This window comes from Mesorhizobium sp. USDA 3734 (genome assembly GCF_056279665.1).
On record NZ_JBWCCW010000001.1, the window covers coordinates 5,934,191 to 5,951,382 of the forward strand.

15 protein-coding genes and 1 pseudogene are annotated in these 17,192 nt (G+C 64.0%); 14 read left to right on the plus strand and 2 right to left on the minus strand.

Annotation, left to right across the window (positions count from 1 at the left end):
* Positions 1 to 4 precede the first annotated feature (4 nt).
* Positions 5 to 796 (minus strand): cyclase family protein, encoded by a 792-nt coding sequence (locus ACZ89F_RS28440; RefSeq protein ID WP_127373568.1) that lies wholly within the window; start codon positions 794 to 796, stop codon positions 5 to 7.
* Between the two features lie 119 nt (positions 797 to 915).
* Here ACZ89F_RS28440 and ACZ89F_RS28445 point away from each other — a divergent pair, with 119 nt between their 5' ends.
* From ACZ89F_RS28445 to ACZ89F_RS28505, 13 genes and pseudogenes are all read left to right on the plus strand, one after another.
* Positions 916 to 2,490 (plus strand): phytoene desaturase family protein, encoded by a 1,575-nt coding sequence (locus tag ACZ89F_RS28445; protein ID WP_476095306.1) that lies wholly within the window; start codon positions 916 to 918, stop codon positions 2,488 to 2,490.
* Between the two features lie 107 nt (positions 2,491 to 2,597).
* Positions 2,598 to 4,127, plus strand: a complete 1,530-nt coding sequence (locus ACZ89F_RS28450; RefSeq protein WP_476095307.1) for an ABC transporter substrate-binding protein — start codon at positions 2,598 to 2,600, stop codon at positions 4,125 to 4,127.
* Positions 4,128 to 4,217: 90 nt separating this feature from the next.
* Entirely contained in the window at positions 4,218 to 5,225 is a 1,008-nt protein-coding gene (locus ACZ89F_RS28455) for an ABC transporter permease (protein ID WP_476095309.1), read from the plus strand.
* Positions 5,218 to 6,066 carry an ABC transporter permease gene (locus ACZ89F_RS28460; protein ID WP_476095311.1) on the plus strand — a complete coding sequence of 283 codons (849 nt, stop codon included), beginning with the start codon at positions 5,218 to 5,220 and terminating at the stop codon, positions 6,064 to 6,066. Before ACZ89F_RS28455 ends, ACZ89F_RS28460 begins: the two co-directional genes overlap by 8 nt.
* Entirely contained in the window at positions 6,063 to 6,944 is an 882-nt protein-coding gene (locus ACZ89F_RS28465; protein ID WP_476095313.1) for an ABC transporter ATP-binding protein, read from the plus strand. The genes ACZ89F_RS28460 and ACZ89F_RS28465 overlap by 4 nt, the downstream gene beginning before the upstream one ends.
* Positions 6,937 to 7,773 (plus strand): ATP-binding cassette domain-containing protein, encoded by an 837-nt coding sequence (locus tag ACZ89F_RS28470; RefSeq protein ID WP_476095315.1) that lies wholly within the window; start codon positions 6,937 to 6,939, stop codon positions 7,771 to 7,773. Before ACZ89F_RS28465 ends, ACZ89F_RS28470 begins: the two co-directional genes overlap by 8 nt.
* Positions 7,774 to 7,851: 78 nt before the next feature.
* Positions 7,852 to 8,451, plus strand: coding sequence for a VOC family protein (locus ACZ89F_RS28475; protein WP_476095317.1), 600 nt, complete (start codon positions 7,852 to 7,854; stop codon positions 8,449 to 8,451).
* Between the two features lie 143 nt (positions 8,452 to 8,594).
* Positions 8,595 to 10,889 carry a bifunctional salicylyl-CoA 5-hydroxylase/oxidoreductase gene (locus ACZ89F_RS28480; protein WP_476095318.1) on the plus strand — a complete coding sequence of 765 codons (2,295 nt, stop codon included), beginning with the start codon at positions 8,595 to 8,597 and terminating at the stop codon, positions 10,887 to 10,889.
* Positions 10,886 to 11,659: an SDR family NAD(P)-dependent oxidoreductase gene (locus tag ACZ89F_RS28485; protein WP_476095320.1), complete on the plus strand. Its 774-nt coding sequence runs from the start codon at positions 10,886 to 10,888 to the stop codon at positions 11,657 to 11,659. Before ACZ89F_RS28480 ends, ACZ89F_RS28485 begins: the two co-directional genes overlap by 4 nt.
* Positions 11,653 to 12,123, plus strand: coding sequence for a MarR family winged helix-turn-helix transcriptional regulator (locus ACZ89F_RS28490; protein WP_352661046.1), 471 nt, complete (start codon positions 11,653 to 11,655; stop codon positions 12,121 to 12,123). Before ACZ89F_RS28485 ends, ACZ89F_RS28490 begins: the two co-directional genes overlap by 7 nt.
* Positions 12,120 to 12,933, plus strand: a pseudogene (locus ACZ89F_RS28495) (enoyl-CoA hydratase family protein). Before ACZ89F_RS28490 ends, ACZ89F_RS28495 begins: the two are co-directional and overlap by 4 nt.
* Before the next feature lie 210 nt (positions 12,934 to 13,143).
* Positions 13,144 to 14,292 (plus strand): acyl-CoA dehydrogenase family protein, encoded by a 1,149-nt coding sequence (locus tag ACZ89F_RS28500; RefSeq protein WP_476095321.1) that lies wholly within the window; start codon positions 13,144 to 13,146, stop codon positions 14,290 to 14,292.
* A 63-nt stretch (positions 14,293 to 14,355) separates the two neighbouring features.
* Positions 14,356 to 14,751 (plus strand): RidA family protein, encoded by a 396-nt coding sequence (locus tag ACZ89F_RS28505; RefSeq protein ID WP_476095322.1) that lies wholly within the window; start codon positions 14,356 to 14,358, stop codon positions 14,749 to 14,751.
* A gap of 301 nt (positions 14,752 to 15,052) precedes the next feature.
* Here ACZ89F_RS28505 and ACZ89F_RS28510 read toward each other — a convergent pair whose 3' ends face one another.
* A complete protein-coding gene (locus ACZ89F_RS28510) occupies positions 15,053 to 16,144 on the minus strand; it encodes an LLM class flavin-dependent oxidoreductase (RefSeq protein WP_476095323.1) in 1,092 nt (363 codons plus the stop codon).
* Positions 16,145 to 16,266: 122 nt separating this feature from the next.
* On the opposite strand from ACZ89F_RS28510, the gene ACZ89F_RS28515 reads away from it, so the two are divergent.
* Positions 16,267 to 17,028, plus strand: a complete 762-nt coding sequence (locus ACZ89F_RS28515) for an HpcH/HpaI aldolase family protein (RefSeq protein ID WP_476095325.1) — start codon at positions 16,267 to 16,269, stop codon at positions 17,026 to 17,028.
* Positions 17,029 to 17,192: the final 164 nt, after the last annotated feature.

Sequence of the window (17,192 nt, forward strand, 5' to 3'; positions counted from 1 at the left end):
TCGCTTAACCCTTCGACACAAGCGCCAGCGCGCGGATCGGGCTGCCGGTGCCGTGCTCGATCTTCAGCGGTGCCGCGATCAGAATGGCCCCCTTCGGCGGCAACTGGTCGAGGTTGCAGAGGCTGGCGAGGCCGTAGCGGTTGGCCTTGTGCATCAGCGTGTGCGCCGGAAATGGCGGCTCCATGCCACCGGCCTTGCCGGCGTCGGTGCCGATCGTCTCTGAGCCCCAGCCCTTGATGTCCTTGCTGATCAGGAACTGGATGGCTTCGGCCGTCGGGCCGGGCGTGTGCGGGCCGGTCTCGTTGGCGTTGAGGAACTCGGCTTCCGAGCCATTGCGCTTGTACCAGTCGGTGCGCATCACCACCCATTCGCCGGCGTTGATCGCGCCATGCTTGGCTTCCCACGCCTTGATGTGGTCGACGGTGAGCAGGAAATCGTGATCGGCGGCGGCTTCCTTCGAGCAGTCGATGACATTGACCGGGCCGACGAAGTTCTGCGCCGGAATGGTGTCGGTGGCGCCGTCCGGATAATCCTTGCCGCTGATCCAATGCTGCGGTGCATCGAAATGCGTGCCGGAATGCTCGCCAAGCTTCAGCCAGTTCCAGGCCCACCAGGGACCGTTCTTGTCATAACGGGAGATGTTGTGGATCTCGACCTTCGGCGTGTCGACGGCAAGCTCCGGCGGCAGCTTGATCAACGGCGTGTCGGGTCCGAGCGGCGCCGACAGATCGACCACCTTGATGGCGCCTGAAAGAAGCTGGCCGGCGACTTCGCCGAGGAGTTTTTGGGTGTCCATGGTCTCTGTTCCCTCTTTCGTGATGATGATCAAGGCTCGTCTCGGCCCTTAATATCCTACTAGACGAAAACATATGCATCTGCAATTATCTTTAAGCATAAAGGAAATGGGAACGGGGCGTGAGCGAGTTCGACGCCATCTTTGTCGGGGCGGGCCACAACAGTCTGGCATGCGCCGCGCATCTGGCACTCAAAGGCTGGAAAACCGGGATTTTCGAGCGCAGCGCAACAATCGGCGGCGCCGTCCAGACGCGCGAATTCACCCTTCCCGGCTTCCGCCACGATTTCGGCGCGATGAATCTGAGCCTGTTTGCCGGCTCTGCCTTCCACCGGAAATATGCAAATGAATTGAAAGCACAGGGGCTGGAATTCGCGCCGGTCGCCGATTGTTTCGCCAGCGCCTTTCCGGACGGCCGCTGGTTCGGCGTCAGCAACGACCTGGAAAAGACCGCTGCCCGCATGGCCGCTTTCTCCGCCACTGACGCCGCGACATGGCGCAGACTGGTCTCTGCCTTCCCGGCGGAGGCCGAGCATCTGTTCCGGCTGCTGGGATCGCCGATGAGCGCCCGCGCGCTTGCCGGCACCGCGTGGAACCTTTGGCGCAAGAAGGGCATTGCCGGCGCGCTCGAGACCGGCCGGCTGCTGCTGTCCTCGCCCCGCGCCTGGCTGGAGGAAAATTTCGAGTCGCCTCATATCAGGGCGACGCTCGCCACCTGGGGCATGCATCTCGACTTCGCCCCCGACATCGCCGGCGGCGCGGTGTTCCCCTATCTGGAATCGATGGCCAACCAGAGCTTTGGCATGGTGCTCGGCAAGGGCGGCGCCGACACCATCATCCGCGCTCTGTCCGGCATGGTGACCTCTGGCGGCGGCAAGATCTTTACCGGCGCCGACGTGGCCGAGATCACGGTTTCGGCCGGCAAGGCGACCGGCGTGCGGCTTGCTTCCGGTGAGACGCATACCGCCACCAGGGCGGTGATTGCCGGCGTCGCGCCCAAGGCGCTGACCGGCAAATTGTTGCCCAAGGGTTCGGGGGACGCCGGCTTCGACACGGCGATGCAAAAGTTCCGCCATGCGCCCGGCACGATGATGATCCACCTAGCGCTCGACGATTTGCCGGACTGGCGAGCCGGATCTGAGCTTCGGCGGTTCGCCTATGTGCATCTGTCGCCGTCGCTCGACGCCATGTCGCGCACCTATCAGCAAGCGATGGCGGGCATGCTGCCGGACGAACCGGTGCTGGTCGTCGGCCAGCCGACGGCGATCGATCCGTCGCGGGCACCCCAGGGCAAGCATGTGCTATGGGTGCAGGTGCGCATGCTGCCCGCCGAAATCCTGGGCGATGCAGCCGGGAAGATCGCACCGGCGCATTGGGACCACGTCAAGGAGGTCTACGCCGACCGTGTCCTCGACATCATAGAGACCTACGCGCCTAGCCTGCGAAACAAGATCCTCGGCCGCTCCGTGTTCTCGCCCATCGACCTCGAGCGCGAGAACCCTAACCTTGTCGGTGGCGACCAGGTCTGCGGCAGCCATCATCTGGCGCAGAACTTTTTGTTCCGGCCGGCGCGCGGCTATGCCGGCTGGAACACACCGGTGGCGCATCTGCATCTTACTGGGGCTGCAACATGGCCGGGCGCCGGCACCGGCGCGGCTTCCGGATACATGCTCGCGCAACAGCTTGCCGGGAGGTAGGAGCCGAAGATTTCACACTGGCGAAAGAGGGCAAGGCGCTGCTGCCCAAGAGCCTGAACCAATGAACTGACGATGCCGCGCACAGAAAACAGAAAAGGGGAACGACCATGACAATCAACAGACGTGAATTGCTCGGATACAGTGCCGCGGCACTCGGGGTGGCCGCCGTCGGCCTGCCGCAGATCGCCAAGGCAGCCGCCGGCGAACTGACCATCGCCTACAATGTCAACCTGCCGTCCTGGGATCCGACCACCGGACCTTCGGCCGTCAACCCGACGATCCAGGGTCTCTACCAGTCGGTGTTCGACCAATTCATCCCGCAGAAGCCCGATCTGTCCTTTGCGCCGGGCCTGCTCACCGAATGGGGCTGGAACGACGACCGCACCAAGATCATGATGACGGTGCGCGAAGGCGTGACCTGGCATGACGGCTCGCCGTTCACCGCCGAGGACGTGGTCTGGTCGCTGCAGCGGGCGGGTGACGAAAAGACCGGCAACCCGATCCAGTTCGTCTGGAAGAACGTCAACAACTTCAAGATCGACGGCAACAAGATCACAGGCGACGTCGTGCAGTTCGACCCGGTCTATTTCAAATGGATGTCGTTCCTGACCGGCTACATCATGCCGAAGGCCTACTATGAGAAGGTCGGCGCCGAGGGCTTCGAGAAGGCGCCGATCGGCACCGGCCCGTATATGGTCGAAAAATTCGAGCGCAACGCCTTCCTGCGGCTCAAGGCCAACCCGAACTACTGGGGCGGCAAGCCGGCCTTCGAGAATGTGACGATCAAGTTCGTCGCCGATGCGGCGAGCCGCGTCGCCGAGATCGAATCCGGCTCCTCGCAGGTGACGCTGGAAATCCCCTATGAGGAGTATGACCGGCTGATCGCCAAGGACGGGCTTGCCGGCTCGTGCAAGAACGTTTCCGACATCGGCATGATCTTCTTCAACGACATCGAGGCGATGCTGGACAAGAACGTGCGCCAGGCAGCCGTCATGTCGATCGACAAGAAGCTGTTGGTCGATCGCCTGCTGCGCGGCTATGGCCAGCCGATCGACACGCTGGAGACGCCGGAATACGCGGCCTACGATGCGTCGATCAAGGTCGAGCACAATCCGGAGAAAGCCAAGGAACTGCTCGCTGCCTCCGGCTATTCGCCGGAAAAGCCGGTCAAGTTCACCATCCAGACGACCAAGGGCTTCAAGCCCAAGGACTATGAGATGATCCAGGCGATCGTCGGCATGTGGCGCAAGGTCGGTATCGAGGCGACGATCGAAGTCTACGAGATCGCCAAGCACTATGAGCTTCGCGCCGCCGACAAGCTGGCACCGGCCGCCTTCTACAACTGGGGCAACGCCATCGGCGATCCGACCACCTCGACCGGCTTTGCCATGTACGGCCCGAGCCCGCATTCGGTGTGGGACAGCCAGGATCTGATCGACATGATCAACCCGCTGTGGGGTGAAAAGGACGAGGCCAAGCGCATTGCCGGCTGGAAGGCCGTCGACAAATACATCGCCGAGCAGGCCTATGTGCTGCCGCTGATGCAGTACGCGCAGCCGATCGTGCATGCCAAGGGCGTCAACGTGGTGCAGCATGTGTCCGGCGCGCTGCTGCCGGCCCTGATGACCCCGGCCTGATATCGGCCTGGAATTGCCGCGCGCCGTCGTCAATGACGGCGCGCATTTTCCATCGGGCATACGAGCCCACGGGCTCCCGCAAAGATTTACATGCTCCTGCAACGATTCCTGATCCGTCTCCTGACGATGCTGATCACGCTGTTTGGCGTGGCCGTCGTCGTCTTCGTCGTGATCCGCGTCGCGCCCGGCGATCCGATCGCCATGATGCTGCCGCCCGGAGCGACGGATGCCGACATTGCCCGGCTGCGCGCGCTCTATGGGCTCGACAAGACCATCGTGCAGCAGTTCTTCATCTGGTTGTCCGGCGTGGTCAGGGGCGATTTCGGCACCTCGATTTCGCTCAGGCAAGACGTACTCGGCCTCGTCTTCAACCGGCTGCCGGCGACGCTGGAGCTTGCCATCGTCGCACTTGTGATGGCGGTGGCACTCGGCGGCCCCACGGCGGTCATCGGCGCGCGCGAGCGCGGCACGGCGGTCGAGGCCGGCATTGACATCGCCAGCGGCGCGGCGCTTTCCATTCCCGATTTCCTGTGGGGCCTGGTGCTGATCCTTCTGTTCGGCGTGCTGGTGCCGATCTTCGACATTTCCGGCCGGGTGTCGCCGCAGCTCGACCTGCCCTTCGTCACCCAGTTCTATCTGTTCGAGAGCCTGTTGCGCTTGCGCCTCGACCTGACCTGGGATCTCCTGAAGCATATGCTGATGCCAGCCGTGGCGCTGGCGCTGCCGCTGGCGGCAATCATCTCGCAGCTGCTGAAACAGTCGCTGAAGGAAGTGCTCGACCTCGACTATGTCGTGCTGGCGCGGGTGAAGGGGTTTTCGGAAACGCAGGTCATCCTGCGCGAGGCGCTGAAGAATGCCGCCCTGCCGACGCTGACGCTGGTCGGCGTGCAGTTCACCTTCCTCATTGGCGGCACGGTCATCGTCGAACGGCTGTTCTCTTATGAAGGCCTCGGCAATATGGCGATCGATGCCGTCATCAACCGCGACCTGCCGCTGATCCAGGGCATCGTACTGGTCTTCGCGTTGCTGTTCGTGCTGATCAACCTCACCGTCGACATGATGTATGCGCTGCTCAATCCGAGGCTGCGCCATGGATGAGGGCCGTGCTCGAAGGCGAGGTGTATCGCCACGTTTGTGGCTTGCCGGCGGCTGGCTGCTGCTGGCGCTGCTGGCCGCGATCTTCGCGCCGCTGGTCGCGCCGCAGGACCCGCTGGCGCAGGATCTGATGCTGGAGCGGCTGCCGCCGTTCTGGATGAATGGTGCCGAGCCCGGCTACTGGCTCGGCACCGACAGCCTCGGCCGGGACCTTCTGTCCCGACTGATCTTCGGCGGCCGCATCGCTTTCATCGTCGCGTTTGCCGCGGCCATCGCCGCGTGCGTGGTCGGCTCGACGCTGGGTCTGATCGCGGGCTATTTCGGTGGCTGGGCCGACCGCATCATCTCGCGCATCGTCGATGTCTGGATGGCGTTTCCGCCGGTGCTTTTCGCCATCCTGCTGGTCGCCGTGCTCGGCACCGGCCTCAGCTCCGTCATCCTCGCCATCGCCATCATCGACTGGACGCGTTTCTGCCGGGTGATCCGCGCCGAGACGATGGGCCAGTCGCGCATGGACTATGTCGAGAACGCCCGCATCGCCGGCTATGGCCGCATCGGCATCATGCTGCGCGAAGTGCTGCCCAATGTGGTGCCGTCGATCGTGGCGCTGCTGTCGCTGGAAATGGGCATTGCCGTCATCGTCGAGGCGATCCTGTCCTTCGTCAATCTGTCGATCTCGACCGACGATCCGACCTGGGGCGGCATCATCGCCGAGGGCCGGCTGTCGATCCACCAGGCCTGGTGGGTGCTGGTGTTTCCGCTGATCACGTTGATCCTCACCGTGCTGTCGTTCAGCCAGTTCGGCGAGGCGTTGAAGACCCGCTTCGATCCGGTGCTGCGATGAGCCCGGTCTGCCTCGATATCCGCAGCTTGAGCGCGGTGCTGCCGAACGGCCAGCGCGTGCTGCGCTCGGTGTCGCTTGCCGTTCAGCCCGGCGAGGTCCGCGCGCTGGTCGGCGAGAGCGGCGCCGGCAAGACGATGATCGGCAAGGCGGTGCTTGGTGTCCTGCCGTCGAGCGTGCGCGTTGTCGAGGGCGACATGCTGCTCGAAGGCGAGGATCTCGGCCGGCTTCAGCCGAAGGCAAGGCGCACGCTGATTGGCGCACGCACGGCGTTGATCCCGCAGGATCCGTTGACCGCGCTCAACCCATCGCGGCGCATCGGCTCGCAAATGACCGACCGGCTGGTGCGCATTCTCGGCTGGAGTGGCGAGAGGGCCGATACCCGCATTCGCCAGTTGCTGGACGAGGTGCAGATCCGAGACCCCGACCGCGTGCTGAAAAGCTATCCGCACGAGCTTTCCGGCGGCATGCGCCAGCGCGTGCTGATCGCCGCTGCCTTCGCCGCCGAACCTCGCCTGATCGTCGCCGACGAGCCGACCACGGCGCTCGATGTGACCGTGCAGAAGCAGATCCTGCGGCTGATCGTGCAATTGCAACGCGAGCACGGCACGGCGATCCTCTTCGTCACCCATGATCTCGGCGTCGTCGCCAAGATCAGCCAGAAGGTCTCGGTGCTCTATGCCGGCAAGGTGGTTGAAGAGGCCGAGACCGCAGCACTGTTTGCCGCGCCGCAGCACCCCTACACACGCGCATTGATGGCGGCGACGCCGCGCTACACCGACCCCTTCGCCTCGTTGAAGCCGGTGGACGAGGCGGTGCTGGCCGGGCTTGCTTCAGAGATCGCTGCCGCCGATCAGGCCTGGAGGCCGCCACATGGCTGAGCCGCTGTTTTCCGTTCGCGGGCTGAAGGTCGCGCTGCCCGACATGACGCGCAAACCCCTGATCGGCCGCGCGCCGCTGGCCGAGATCCTCAAAGGCCTGGATTTCGATCTGCCCAAGGGCTCGGTGACCGGCATCGTCGGCGAATCCGGATCCGGCAAGTCGACGCTCGGCCGCGCTTTGGTGCGCCTCCTGGAGCCCAGCGCCGGCAGCATCACTTTCGACGGTCGCGACATTACCCATCTGTCGGAAGCGGAGCTGCGACCACTGCGCCGCAATCTGCAGATGATTTTTCAAGATCCGATGTCGTCGCTCAACCCGCGCCGCACCATTGCCAGCATCATCGCCGCACCGCTGAAACAGAATGGCCTCGGCGACAATCTGAAGACCCGCGTCGCCGACGCGCTGCAGCGTGTCGGCCTGCCGCAGAGCTTTGCCAGCCGCTACCGCCACGAACTGTCCGGCGGCCAGCGCCAGCGCGTCGGCATCGCGCGGGCGCTGGCGCTGTCGCCGAAATTCGTGCTGGCCGACGAGATCGTCTCCGGGCTGGATGTGTCGACTCAGGCACAGATCCTGACCTTGCTGGAAAAGCTCGCGGCGGAGATGGGCCTGACCGTCGCTTTCATCAGCCACGATCTGTCTGTCATTCGGCGGCTGTGCCGCCAAGTCATCGTCATGCGCGAAGGCGTGATCGTCGAGGCGAGCGCCACCGACGCCTTGTTCGACAAGCCGCGGCAGGCCTACACGCGCGACCTGATCGCAGCCATTCCGCTGCCCGAGATCGATGCGGGCTGGCTGGACATCCCTGCCGCCGCCAAGGCCCCGACATGAATGCACACGCACGCCGAAAAGCGGGCCTCGGACGTGCGACCGGCAAAGACACAAGTCCCGCCAATGGAGAGGACTGACATGAAGACGATACTTCGAAATGCAATGCTCGCGGTTGCTGTTTTCGGCAGCGCCGGCATCGCCGCCGCCAGCTCGATCCCCGGCATGCGCGGGCACGATCACACCGGCATCACGGTTCCCGACATGAAGCAGGCGGTCGACTTCTTCACCGAGGTTGTCGGCTGCAAGAAGGCGATGTCATTCGGCCCGTTTGCCGACGACAAGGGCACCTTCATGCAGGATCTGCTGGGCGTCGATCCGAAGGCAGTCATCGAGCAGGTCACCATGGTGCGCTGCGGCTATGGATCGAACATCGAGCTGTTCAAATACACCGCGCCCGACCAGAAGGATTTGACGCCGAAGAACAGCGACATTGGCGGCTTCCACATCGCCCTCTATGTCGACGATGTCGCCGCCGCCAAAGCCTATCTCGACGGCAAGGGCGTCAAGACGCGGATGGGGCCGCTGCCGGTCAAGGAAGGACCCGCCGCTGGCCAGACCATTCTCTACTTCCAGGCGCCCTGGGGACTGCAACTGGAAGCGATCAGCTATCCCGATGGCATGGCCTATGAGAAGGGTGCCGAGACGGTGCTGTGGAGCCCGAGGAACCCGGAAAAGTGACCGCTGGCGGCGCGCTTGCGGGACGACACGCAGGCGCGCCGTCCAATGGTCGCACAATGATTTCGACATAAAACTTTAAGCTTGAAATATCTTGCCGCCGGCGCGATACTCACAAGACAGCAAGCGAAGAGGAGATCGCACAGATGAAGGTTGCGGTTCTCGGCGGTGGACCAGCCGGCCTCTACTTTGCCATTTCGATGAAACTCAGGGACGCCGCGCACGATGTGACGGTGTTCGAGCGCAACCGCGCCGACGACACGTTCGGCTGGGGTGTCGTGCTGTCGGCCGAGACGCTCGACAATCTGTCGAAAAACGATCCGGTCAGCGCCGTCTGGATCAAGAAACATTTTGCCTATTGGGACGACATCGCCGTCATCCATGATGGCGTGCGCACGGTCTCGACCGGGCACGGTTTCTGCGGCATCGGCCGCAAGCGGCTGCTGGTCCTGCTGCAGCGCCGCGCTCGAGAACTCGGCGTCAAGCTGATGTTCGAGACCGACATCGCCGATCCCAAACCTTACATGGAGACGCATGATCTGGTCGTCGCTGCCGACGGCCTGAACTCCAGGGCGCGCAACAGCTTCGTCGACATCTTCAAGCCCGACATCGACACCCGCAAATGCAAGTTCGTCTGGCTCGGAACCAACCAGAAGTTCGACGACGCCTTCACCTTCATCTTCGAGAAGACCGAGCATGGCTGGGTGTGGGCGCACGCCTACCAGTTCGACAGCGACACCGCGACCTTCATCGTCGAATGCAGCGAACAGACCTGGGCTGCTTTCGGCTTCGGCGCGATGTCGCAGCAGGAATCGATCGCCGTCTGCGAGCGCATTTTTGCCAAGCATCTCGGCGGCCACGCGCTGATGACCAATGCCAACCACATCCGTGGCTCGGCCTGGATCAATTTCCCGCGCGTGCTGTGCGAGCGCTGGTCCTACAAGAACCTCGCCCTGATGGGCGATGCCGCGGCATCGGCGCATTTCTCGATCGGCTCGGGCACCAAGCTGGCGCTGGAAAGCGCGGTAGCGCTGGCCGAGTATGTCGAAACCGAACCCGACCTCGACGCCGCGTTCCGCAAATATGAGGATGCCCGCCGCACCGAGGTGCTGAAGCTGCAATCGGCGGCGCGCAACTCGCTCGAATGGTTCGAGGAGGTCGAGCGCTATCTCGGTCTTGATCCGGTGCAGTTCAACTATTCGCTTTTGACCCGCTCGCAGCGCATCAGCCACGAGAATTTGCGGCTGCGCGATGCCGAATGGCTTGAAAGCGCCGAGGAATGGTTCCAGCGCCAGGCGGGCGCCGGCGGCAACAGCCTGCGTCGCGCGCCGATGTTCGCGCCGTTCAAGCTGCGCGACATGAGGCTGCAGAACCGCGTCGTCGTCTCGCCGATGGCGCAGTACAAGGCCATCGACGGCTGCCCGACCGACTGGCATTTCACCCACTATGCCGAGCGGGCCAAAGGTGGCGCCGGCCTCATCTATATCGAGATGACCTGCGTCAGCGCTGAAGGCCGCATCACGCCCGGCTGTCCCGGCTTCTACGCGCCCGAACATGAGGTGGCGTGGAAGCGGCTGGTCGATTTCGTCCACACCGAGACCGAAGCCAAGATCTGCGCCCAGATTGGCCATTCCGGCGCCAAGGGTTCGACCCGGCTCGGCTGGGAGGGCACCGACGTGCCGTTGGTTTCAGGCAACTGGCCTGTGATGGCGGCCTCGGCTGTCGCGTGGTCGCCGCAGAATCAGGTGCCGAAGGCGATGGACCGCGCCGACATGGACCGGGTGCGAGACGAGTTCGTCGCCTCGGCCGAGATGGCCGATCGCTGCGGCTTCGACATGCTGGAGATCCACGCCGCGCATGGCTATCTGCTGTCGTCCTTCATAACGCCGGTCACCAACCGGCGCACGGATGCCTATGGCGGTTCGCTTGATAATCGCATGCGCTATCCCCTCGAAATCTTCCGCGCGGTGCGCGCCGCCTGGCCGGCGGAGAAGCCGATCTCGATGCGCATTTCAGCCAATGACTGGGTCGGCATCGAAGGTGTGACGCCGGCCGATGCGGTCGAGATCGCACGGCTGCTGCATGAGGCAGGCGTCGACATCTGCGACGTCTCGGCCGGCCAGACTTCCGTCTTGGCCAAGCCGGTCTACGGCCGCATGTTCCAGACGCCGTTCTCCGACCGTATCCGCAACGAGGTCGGCATGGCGACGATGGCGGTCGGCAACATCTACGAGCCGGACCATGTCAATTCGATCCTGATGGCCGGCCGCGCCGACCTGGTGGCGCTGGCGCGGCCGCACCTCGCCGATCCCTATTGGACGCTGCATGCCGCCGTCACGCTCGGCGACCGTGGCGTGAAGTGGCCGGATCCCTATCTGCCCGGACGCGACCAGCTCTACCGGCTGGCCGAGCGCGACGCGGCAGCGGGGCTGAAAGTATGAGTACCGTCTCGACGATCCCGGGCAAGCATGCGCTGGTCACCGGCGGTGGCTCCGGTGTCGGCCGGGCCATCGCGCTGGCGCTGGCGGGTGCCGGCATCGACGTGACCGTCTGCGGCCGCCGCGAAGCGGAACTTGCCAAGGTGGCCGGCGAAAGCAAAGGCATTTTCGGCATCGCCGCCGATGTCACCAATGAGGCGGCGATGGCGTCGCTCTACGAGAGGGCGCAAGCCGCGCGCGGGCCGTTCGACATCGTCGTCGCCAATGCCGGCATGTCCGGCAGCGCGCCGGCGCACAAAACCGCGCTCAGCGACTGGCAGCGGACGCTCGACGTCAATTTGACCGGCGCCTTCCTGACGGTGAAGCCGGCGCTCGCCGGGATGGCAGCGCGTAAGGCGGGGCGTATCGTCTTCATCGCCTCCACGGCCGGGCTGAAAGGCTACGCCTATGTCGCGCCTTATGTGGCGGCAAAGCATGGCGTCGTCGGCCTGATGCGGGCGCTAGCGGCCGAGACGGCGAAATCCGGCGTGACCGTCAACGCCGTGTGCCCTGGCTTCGTCGAAACCGAAATGCTGGAGGAATCCATCCAACGCATCATCGAGAAGACCGGCCGCTCGGTCGAGCAGGCGCGGTCGAGCCTTGCCTCGACCAACCCGCAGAGCCGCTTCATCCAGCCGCAAGAGGTTGCCGCCGCCGTGCTGTGGCTGTGTGGCGACGCCGCCCAGTCGATCACCGGACAGGCGATTTCCATCTCAGGAGGCGAAACATGGTAGCCGGCCCCCTGCCCGCGCCGTCGGGACCCGGCAAGGACCGCTTGCGTCTGTGGATAAGGCTGCTGCGTGCCTCGCGCACGATCGAGGCCGAGCTGCGCGAGCGGCTGAAGAAGGAGTTCAACACGACGCTGCCGCGCTTCGACGTGATGGCGGCACTCTACCGCGTGCCGGAAGGTATGCTGATGAGCGACCTGTCGCGCTTCCTGCTGGTGTCCAACGGCAATGTCACGGGCATCGTCGACCGGCTAGTTTCGGAGGGACTTGTCGCCCGCGCGCGGCGCAATGGCGACCGCCGCACCTCCATGGTGCGGCTGACCGAGGAAGGCACGCAGGCCTTTGCCACCATCGCCGCGGCGCATGAAGGCTGGATCGGTGAATTGCTGGGCAAGGTCAGCGAGGATGACGCGCGCCGGCTGACCGGCATGCTGACCTCGTTCCGCAGCAACTGGGAGGGACGCGAATGACCGAAATGGCCGGGCGCAAGCCGAAGCATTTCCTGTGGGAGGTCGAGGGCAGGATCGCCAAGGTCCGGCTCGACCGGCCGGAGCGCAAGAACCCGCTGACCTTCGACAGCTATGCCGAGCTGCGCGACACGTTCCGCGACCTCGTCTATGCCGACGATGTCGACGCCGTGGTGTTTCTCTCCAATGGCGGCAATTTCTGCTCTGGCGGCGATGTCCACGACATCATCGGTCCGCTGGTCAAGATGGACATGAAGGAGCTCTTGGCCTTCACCCGCATGACCGGCGATTTCGTCAAGGCGATGCTGAATTGCGGCAAGCCGATCATTGCGGCCGTCGACGGCGTCGCGGTCGGCGCCGGCGCCATCATTGCGATGAGTTCCGATATCCGCATCGCCACGCCGGAAGCGAAGACCGCGTTCCTGTTCACCCGCGTCGGCCTCGCCGGCTGCGACATGGGCGCCTGCGCGATCCTGCCGCGCATCATCGGCCAGGGCCGCGCCGCCGAACTGCTCTACACCGGCCGCACCATGACCGCGGCGGAAGGGGAGCGCTGGTGGGTTTTACAACCGGCTGGTCGATGCCGCTTCGCTGGAGGCCGACGCGCTCGACATGGCGGCGCGCATCGTCTCCGGTCCGACCTTCGCCCACGGCATCACCAAGACGCAGCTCAACCAGGAATGGTCGATGGGCCTCGACCAGGCGATCGAAGCGGAAGCGCAGGCGCAAGCGATCTGCATGCAGACCCGCGACTTCGAGCGCGCCTACAAGGCGTTCGTGGCCAAGGAAAAGCCGGTGTTCGAGGGCAATTGAGGATGAGCGGTTTGCGCACAGGCACCCCCCTCTGGCCTGCCGGCCATCTCCCCCGCAAGGGGGGAGATCGGCTGTACGTTTTGTTTTCGCCAATCTCCAACATTGTCAGGTCGAAGCCGTCGGCAAGGCTGCCAATCTCCCCCCTTGCGGGGGAGATGTCCGGCAGGACAGAGGGGGGTGTGACGGATCGCTGCGCGGAGGTAGGCACCAATGCCTGACCGCTCCTTCCTCAACTGGCCGTTCTTCGAGGACCGCCATCGCGAATGGGCCGAGCACCTGGAGACATGGTGTTCAAAGAACCTGCCGGTCGATCATCATGATGTCGACGCCGCCTGCCGCGAGCTGGTGGGCAAGCTTGGCCAAGACGGCTGGCTGAAGCCGACGGCACTCGACACCAACAGTCCTGGACCACTCGACGTGCGCACACTGTGCATCACCCGCGAGACGCTTGCGCGCCATGACGGGTTGGCCGATTTCGCCTTCGCCATGCAAGGGCTGGGCACCGGCGCGCTCAGTCTGTTCGGCACGGCGGAACAGCAGCAATGGCTGTCGAAGACACGTGCCGGCAAGGCGATTTCCGCCTTTGCCCTGTCGGAACCGCGCTCGGGATCGGATGTCGCCAACACCGAAATGACGGCGATCCGCGACGGCGACAGCTATATTCTCTCAGGCGAAAAAACCTGGATCTCCAATGGCGGCATCGCCGATCTCTATGTCGTCTTCGCCCGCACCGGCGAGGCGCCGGGCGCCAAGGGGCTCTCCGCCTTCCTTGTGCCTGGCGACGCCAAAGGCCTTGGCATTGCCGAACGCCTGGAAGTGATCGCGCCGCATCCGCTGGCGCGGCTGTCGTTCGACAAGGTCCGCCTGCCCGTAGCGGCGCTGATCGGCAAGCCGGGCGACGGCTTTCGCATCGCCATGTCGGTGCTCGACGTCTTCCGCTCGACGGTCGGGGCGGCGGCACTCGGCTTTGCCCGCCGCGCGCTGGATGAAAGCATCAAACGCGTGGCCGAGCGCAAACTGTTCGGCGCGCCGATGGGCGAGTTGCAGATGGTACAGGGCCATATCGCCGACATGGCGCTGGATGTCGACGCCGCCGCCCTGCTGGTCTACCGCGCCGCCTGGACCAAGGACATGGGTGCGCCACGCGTCACCCGCGAAGCGGCGATGGCCAAGCTGTTTGCCACCGACAAGGCGCAAGAGGTGATCGACAGGGCCGTGCAACTGCATGGCGGCGACGGTGTCCGCAAAGGCCATATCGTCGAAAGCCTGTATCGCGAGATCCGCGCGCTGCGCATCTATGAGGGCGCCTCCGACGTGCAGAAGGTGGTGATCGCGCGACAAGTGATGGGCGCGGCCTGACGGCAGAGATTTGACGGGCATTCGATTTTGAAAATTGGTTTTTGGAATACCGGGAGGTTTTGAATGCACACGATTCTGCAGCCGGAAGGCTGGGCAAAACCTGTCGGCTACGCCAATGGCGTCGCGGCGCGCGGGCGGCTCGTCTTCGTCGGCGGACAGGTCGGCTGGAACGGGCAGTGCCAGTTCGAAACCGACGACTTTGTCGGCCAGGTGCGGCAGACGCTCGAGAACATCGTGGCGGTGCTGGCGGAAGCCGGTGCCGGACCGCAGCACATCACCTCGATGACCTGGTATTTTACCGACAAAGCCGAATACCGTGCCAATCTCAGGGGCATCGGCGAGGCCTATCGCGAGGTGATCGGCCGGCACTTTCCGGCGATGGCCGCCATGCAGGTGATGGCGCTGGTCGAGGACCGCGCCAAGGTGGAGATCCAGGCGACTGCCGTCATCCCGGAATAAACGCCATCACTTCGTCATCCACGGGCGGAGCAAGGAGCGAAGCGACGCGGCGCAGACCCGAGGATCCATGCCGTGACTTTTGTCGTAAAGTGCAGCGGAGAAGAAATCTGCACCGCAGGAGCGCTCGGAAGTCGCGGCATGGATCCCGGGTCTGCGCCGCGTCGCTTCGCTCCTTGCTACGCCCCAGGATGACGAAGTTGGGAGGTTTCGGCTAATTCCGAATATTCGCGATGATCATCGAAGCTGACTGAGAAATTCTGGTTGCCAACAGGCTAGCCGATCACCTCCCCTAGCAATGCTACTAACCTCGCAGTCCCGCCTGTCTCAAAATCGGCAGCACGTGATCGCAGAAATAGGGCAACTCCTGCGTGTAGTTGACGAAGGACAGCGCGATGCCCTGATAGCCGTGTCCGGCAATGGCAGCCATGTCGGCAGCGATCGTTTCCGGCGTTCCAATCAGCGGGTAGGTACCGGCGCCGCCGGCGAAACGCTGCCGGTAGCGGTCATAGGCATGCGGGTCGTGCGATTGCGAGAATTCCTTCTTGCCTGCCATATGCGCATCGACCGCATCGTGGTCGGCCATTTCAACCGCATAGCTGTTATAGTAGGCCTGCGCTTCTTCCATCGTCGGGCGGCAGACGACATGCGCCACGGTGTAGACTCCGACATCGCGGCCCACCTTGTCGGCCCGCTCACTGATGTCGGCGACGTGCCTGCCGGCATCGCTCATCTCGGAAAAGGTCGTGAACAGATAATCGCATCTGGCGGCAGCAAAATCTCGTCCCGGCCCGCCGAACGCGGCGTTCATGGTCACCGGGCGCGGAACCTGCAGGCTGGCTGGCCGGCTGACGGCTTCCTTGAGGCGGTAGTAGGTGCCCTCATAGTCCAGCGGCTCGGCCGAGGCATAGAGCTTTTCGAGGATCTCGATCCATTCGGCCGCCTGGTCGTAGCCCTTCTCGACCAGAGGCGTGCCGAACATGCCGAATTCCTTCGGGTTCCAGCCGCAGACGATGTTCAAGCCCGCGCGACCCTGGCTGATATGGTCGACCGTCGCCAGCGCCTTGGCGGCATAGAGCGGATGCACCAGCGGCACATGCACGGTCATGAACAGGCCGATCTGCTCGGTGGCCATGGCGAGTGCCGCCGCCCAGGTGAAGGTCTCGAACGACCATTCGCGCACCTTGTTGCGGCCGCCAAAGCCGCGCCAACGCGCGATCGGCAGCATGAACTCGAGCCCAGCGCGGTCGGCGATCTGTGCTGCGGTCACATTGTCCTGCCAATTTGCCGTCCAGCGTTCCGGCACATCGGTGATGGCAAGCCCGCCATCCGCATTGGTCGAAAAGACGCCAAGCTTCAGCCTGTTCGGGCCGTGCAATGGGTGTGGTTTGTTCATGTCGCGACCTCCCGGCGAAGATCGCACGCTACGGCTCCGCAAAAATATTTCAAGCATGAAATAGCTTCGCCTCGCCATGGTTTGCGGATATGGATTCCGGCAGAGACAAAAAGGGGATCGGCATGAGCGACTTCCGCCAGAAATGCATCGGCAAGACGAATCTCGTCGGTTCCTTTGCCGCCGTTCCCCATCCCGTCGCGGTCGAAGTGATGGCGCAGTCCGGCCTCGATTTCCTCTGCATCGACTGGGAGCATGCGCAGATCTCGCGCGACATGATCGAGACCATGGTGCGCGCGGCCGATGTGCATCGCGTGCCGGCCATGGTGCGCGTTCCCGGCCATGCACCGGAAGCCATCCAGGCGGCCTTGGACAGCGGCGCGCAAGGCGTGCTGGTACCGCGCGTCTCGACCGCCGCCCAGGCCGAAGCAGCCGTGAAAGCCTCGCGCTATCCGCCAAAAGGCGAGCGCGGCGTCGGTCCCGGCCGGGCCGCCGGCTACGGCTATCGCATTCCCGAATATCTGGCCGGCGCCAATGACAGGATCGTCGTCGCGATCCAGGTCGAGACATCGGAAGGGCTGGCCAACATCGAAGCGATCGCGGCCGTCGATGGCATCGACGTGATCTTTGTCGGCCCCGGCGATCTCTCGGTGTCGATCGATGCGATCGGACCGAACGGCGCCGACAGGCTCAATGCGGCGATTCACACGATCATCAGCGTGACGATCGCGCACGGCAAGGCCGCCGGCATATTTTGCGCCAGTCCGCAGCCTGTCGGGCAATGGGCAGCCATCGGCGCGAGCTTCTTCATCCTGGCCAGCGATACGATGTTTCTCGGCGCCGGCGCCGCGGCCAACTGTGCCGCCGCACGCGACGAATTGGCATGAGACGGGGGTAGCAGGCAAAAATGCGTATCGGCCGGGCAACGGGGTGGTTAAACTTTTTAAGCTTAAAACTTTCGTCTTGAAAAGTGCCGCACTTTGGATAAGCATTCCAGGATCAATGGCGACGGCCGTACGGGACTGGCTTCCCGGCCATTCCATCGTTGTGC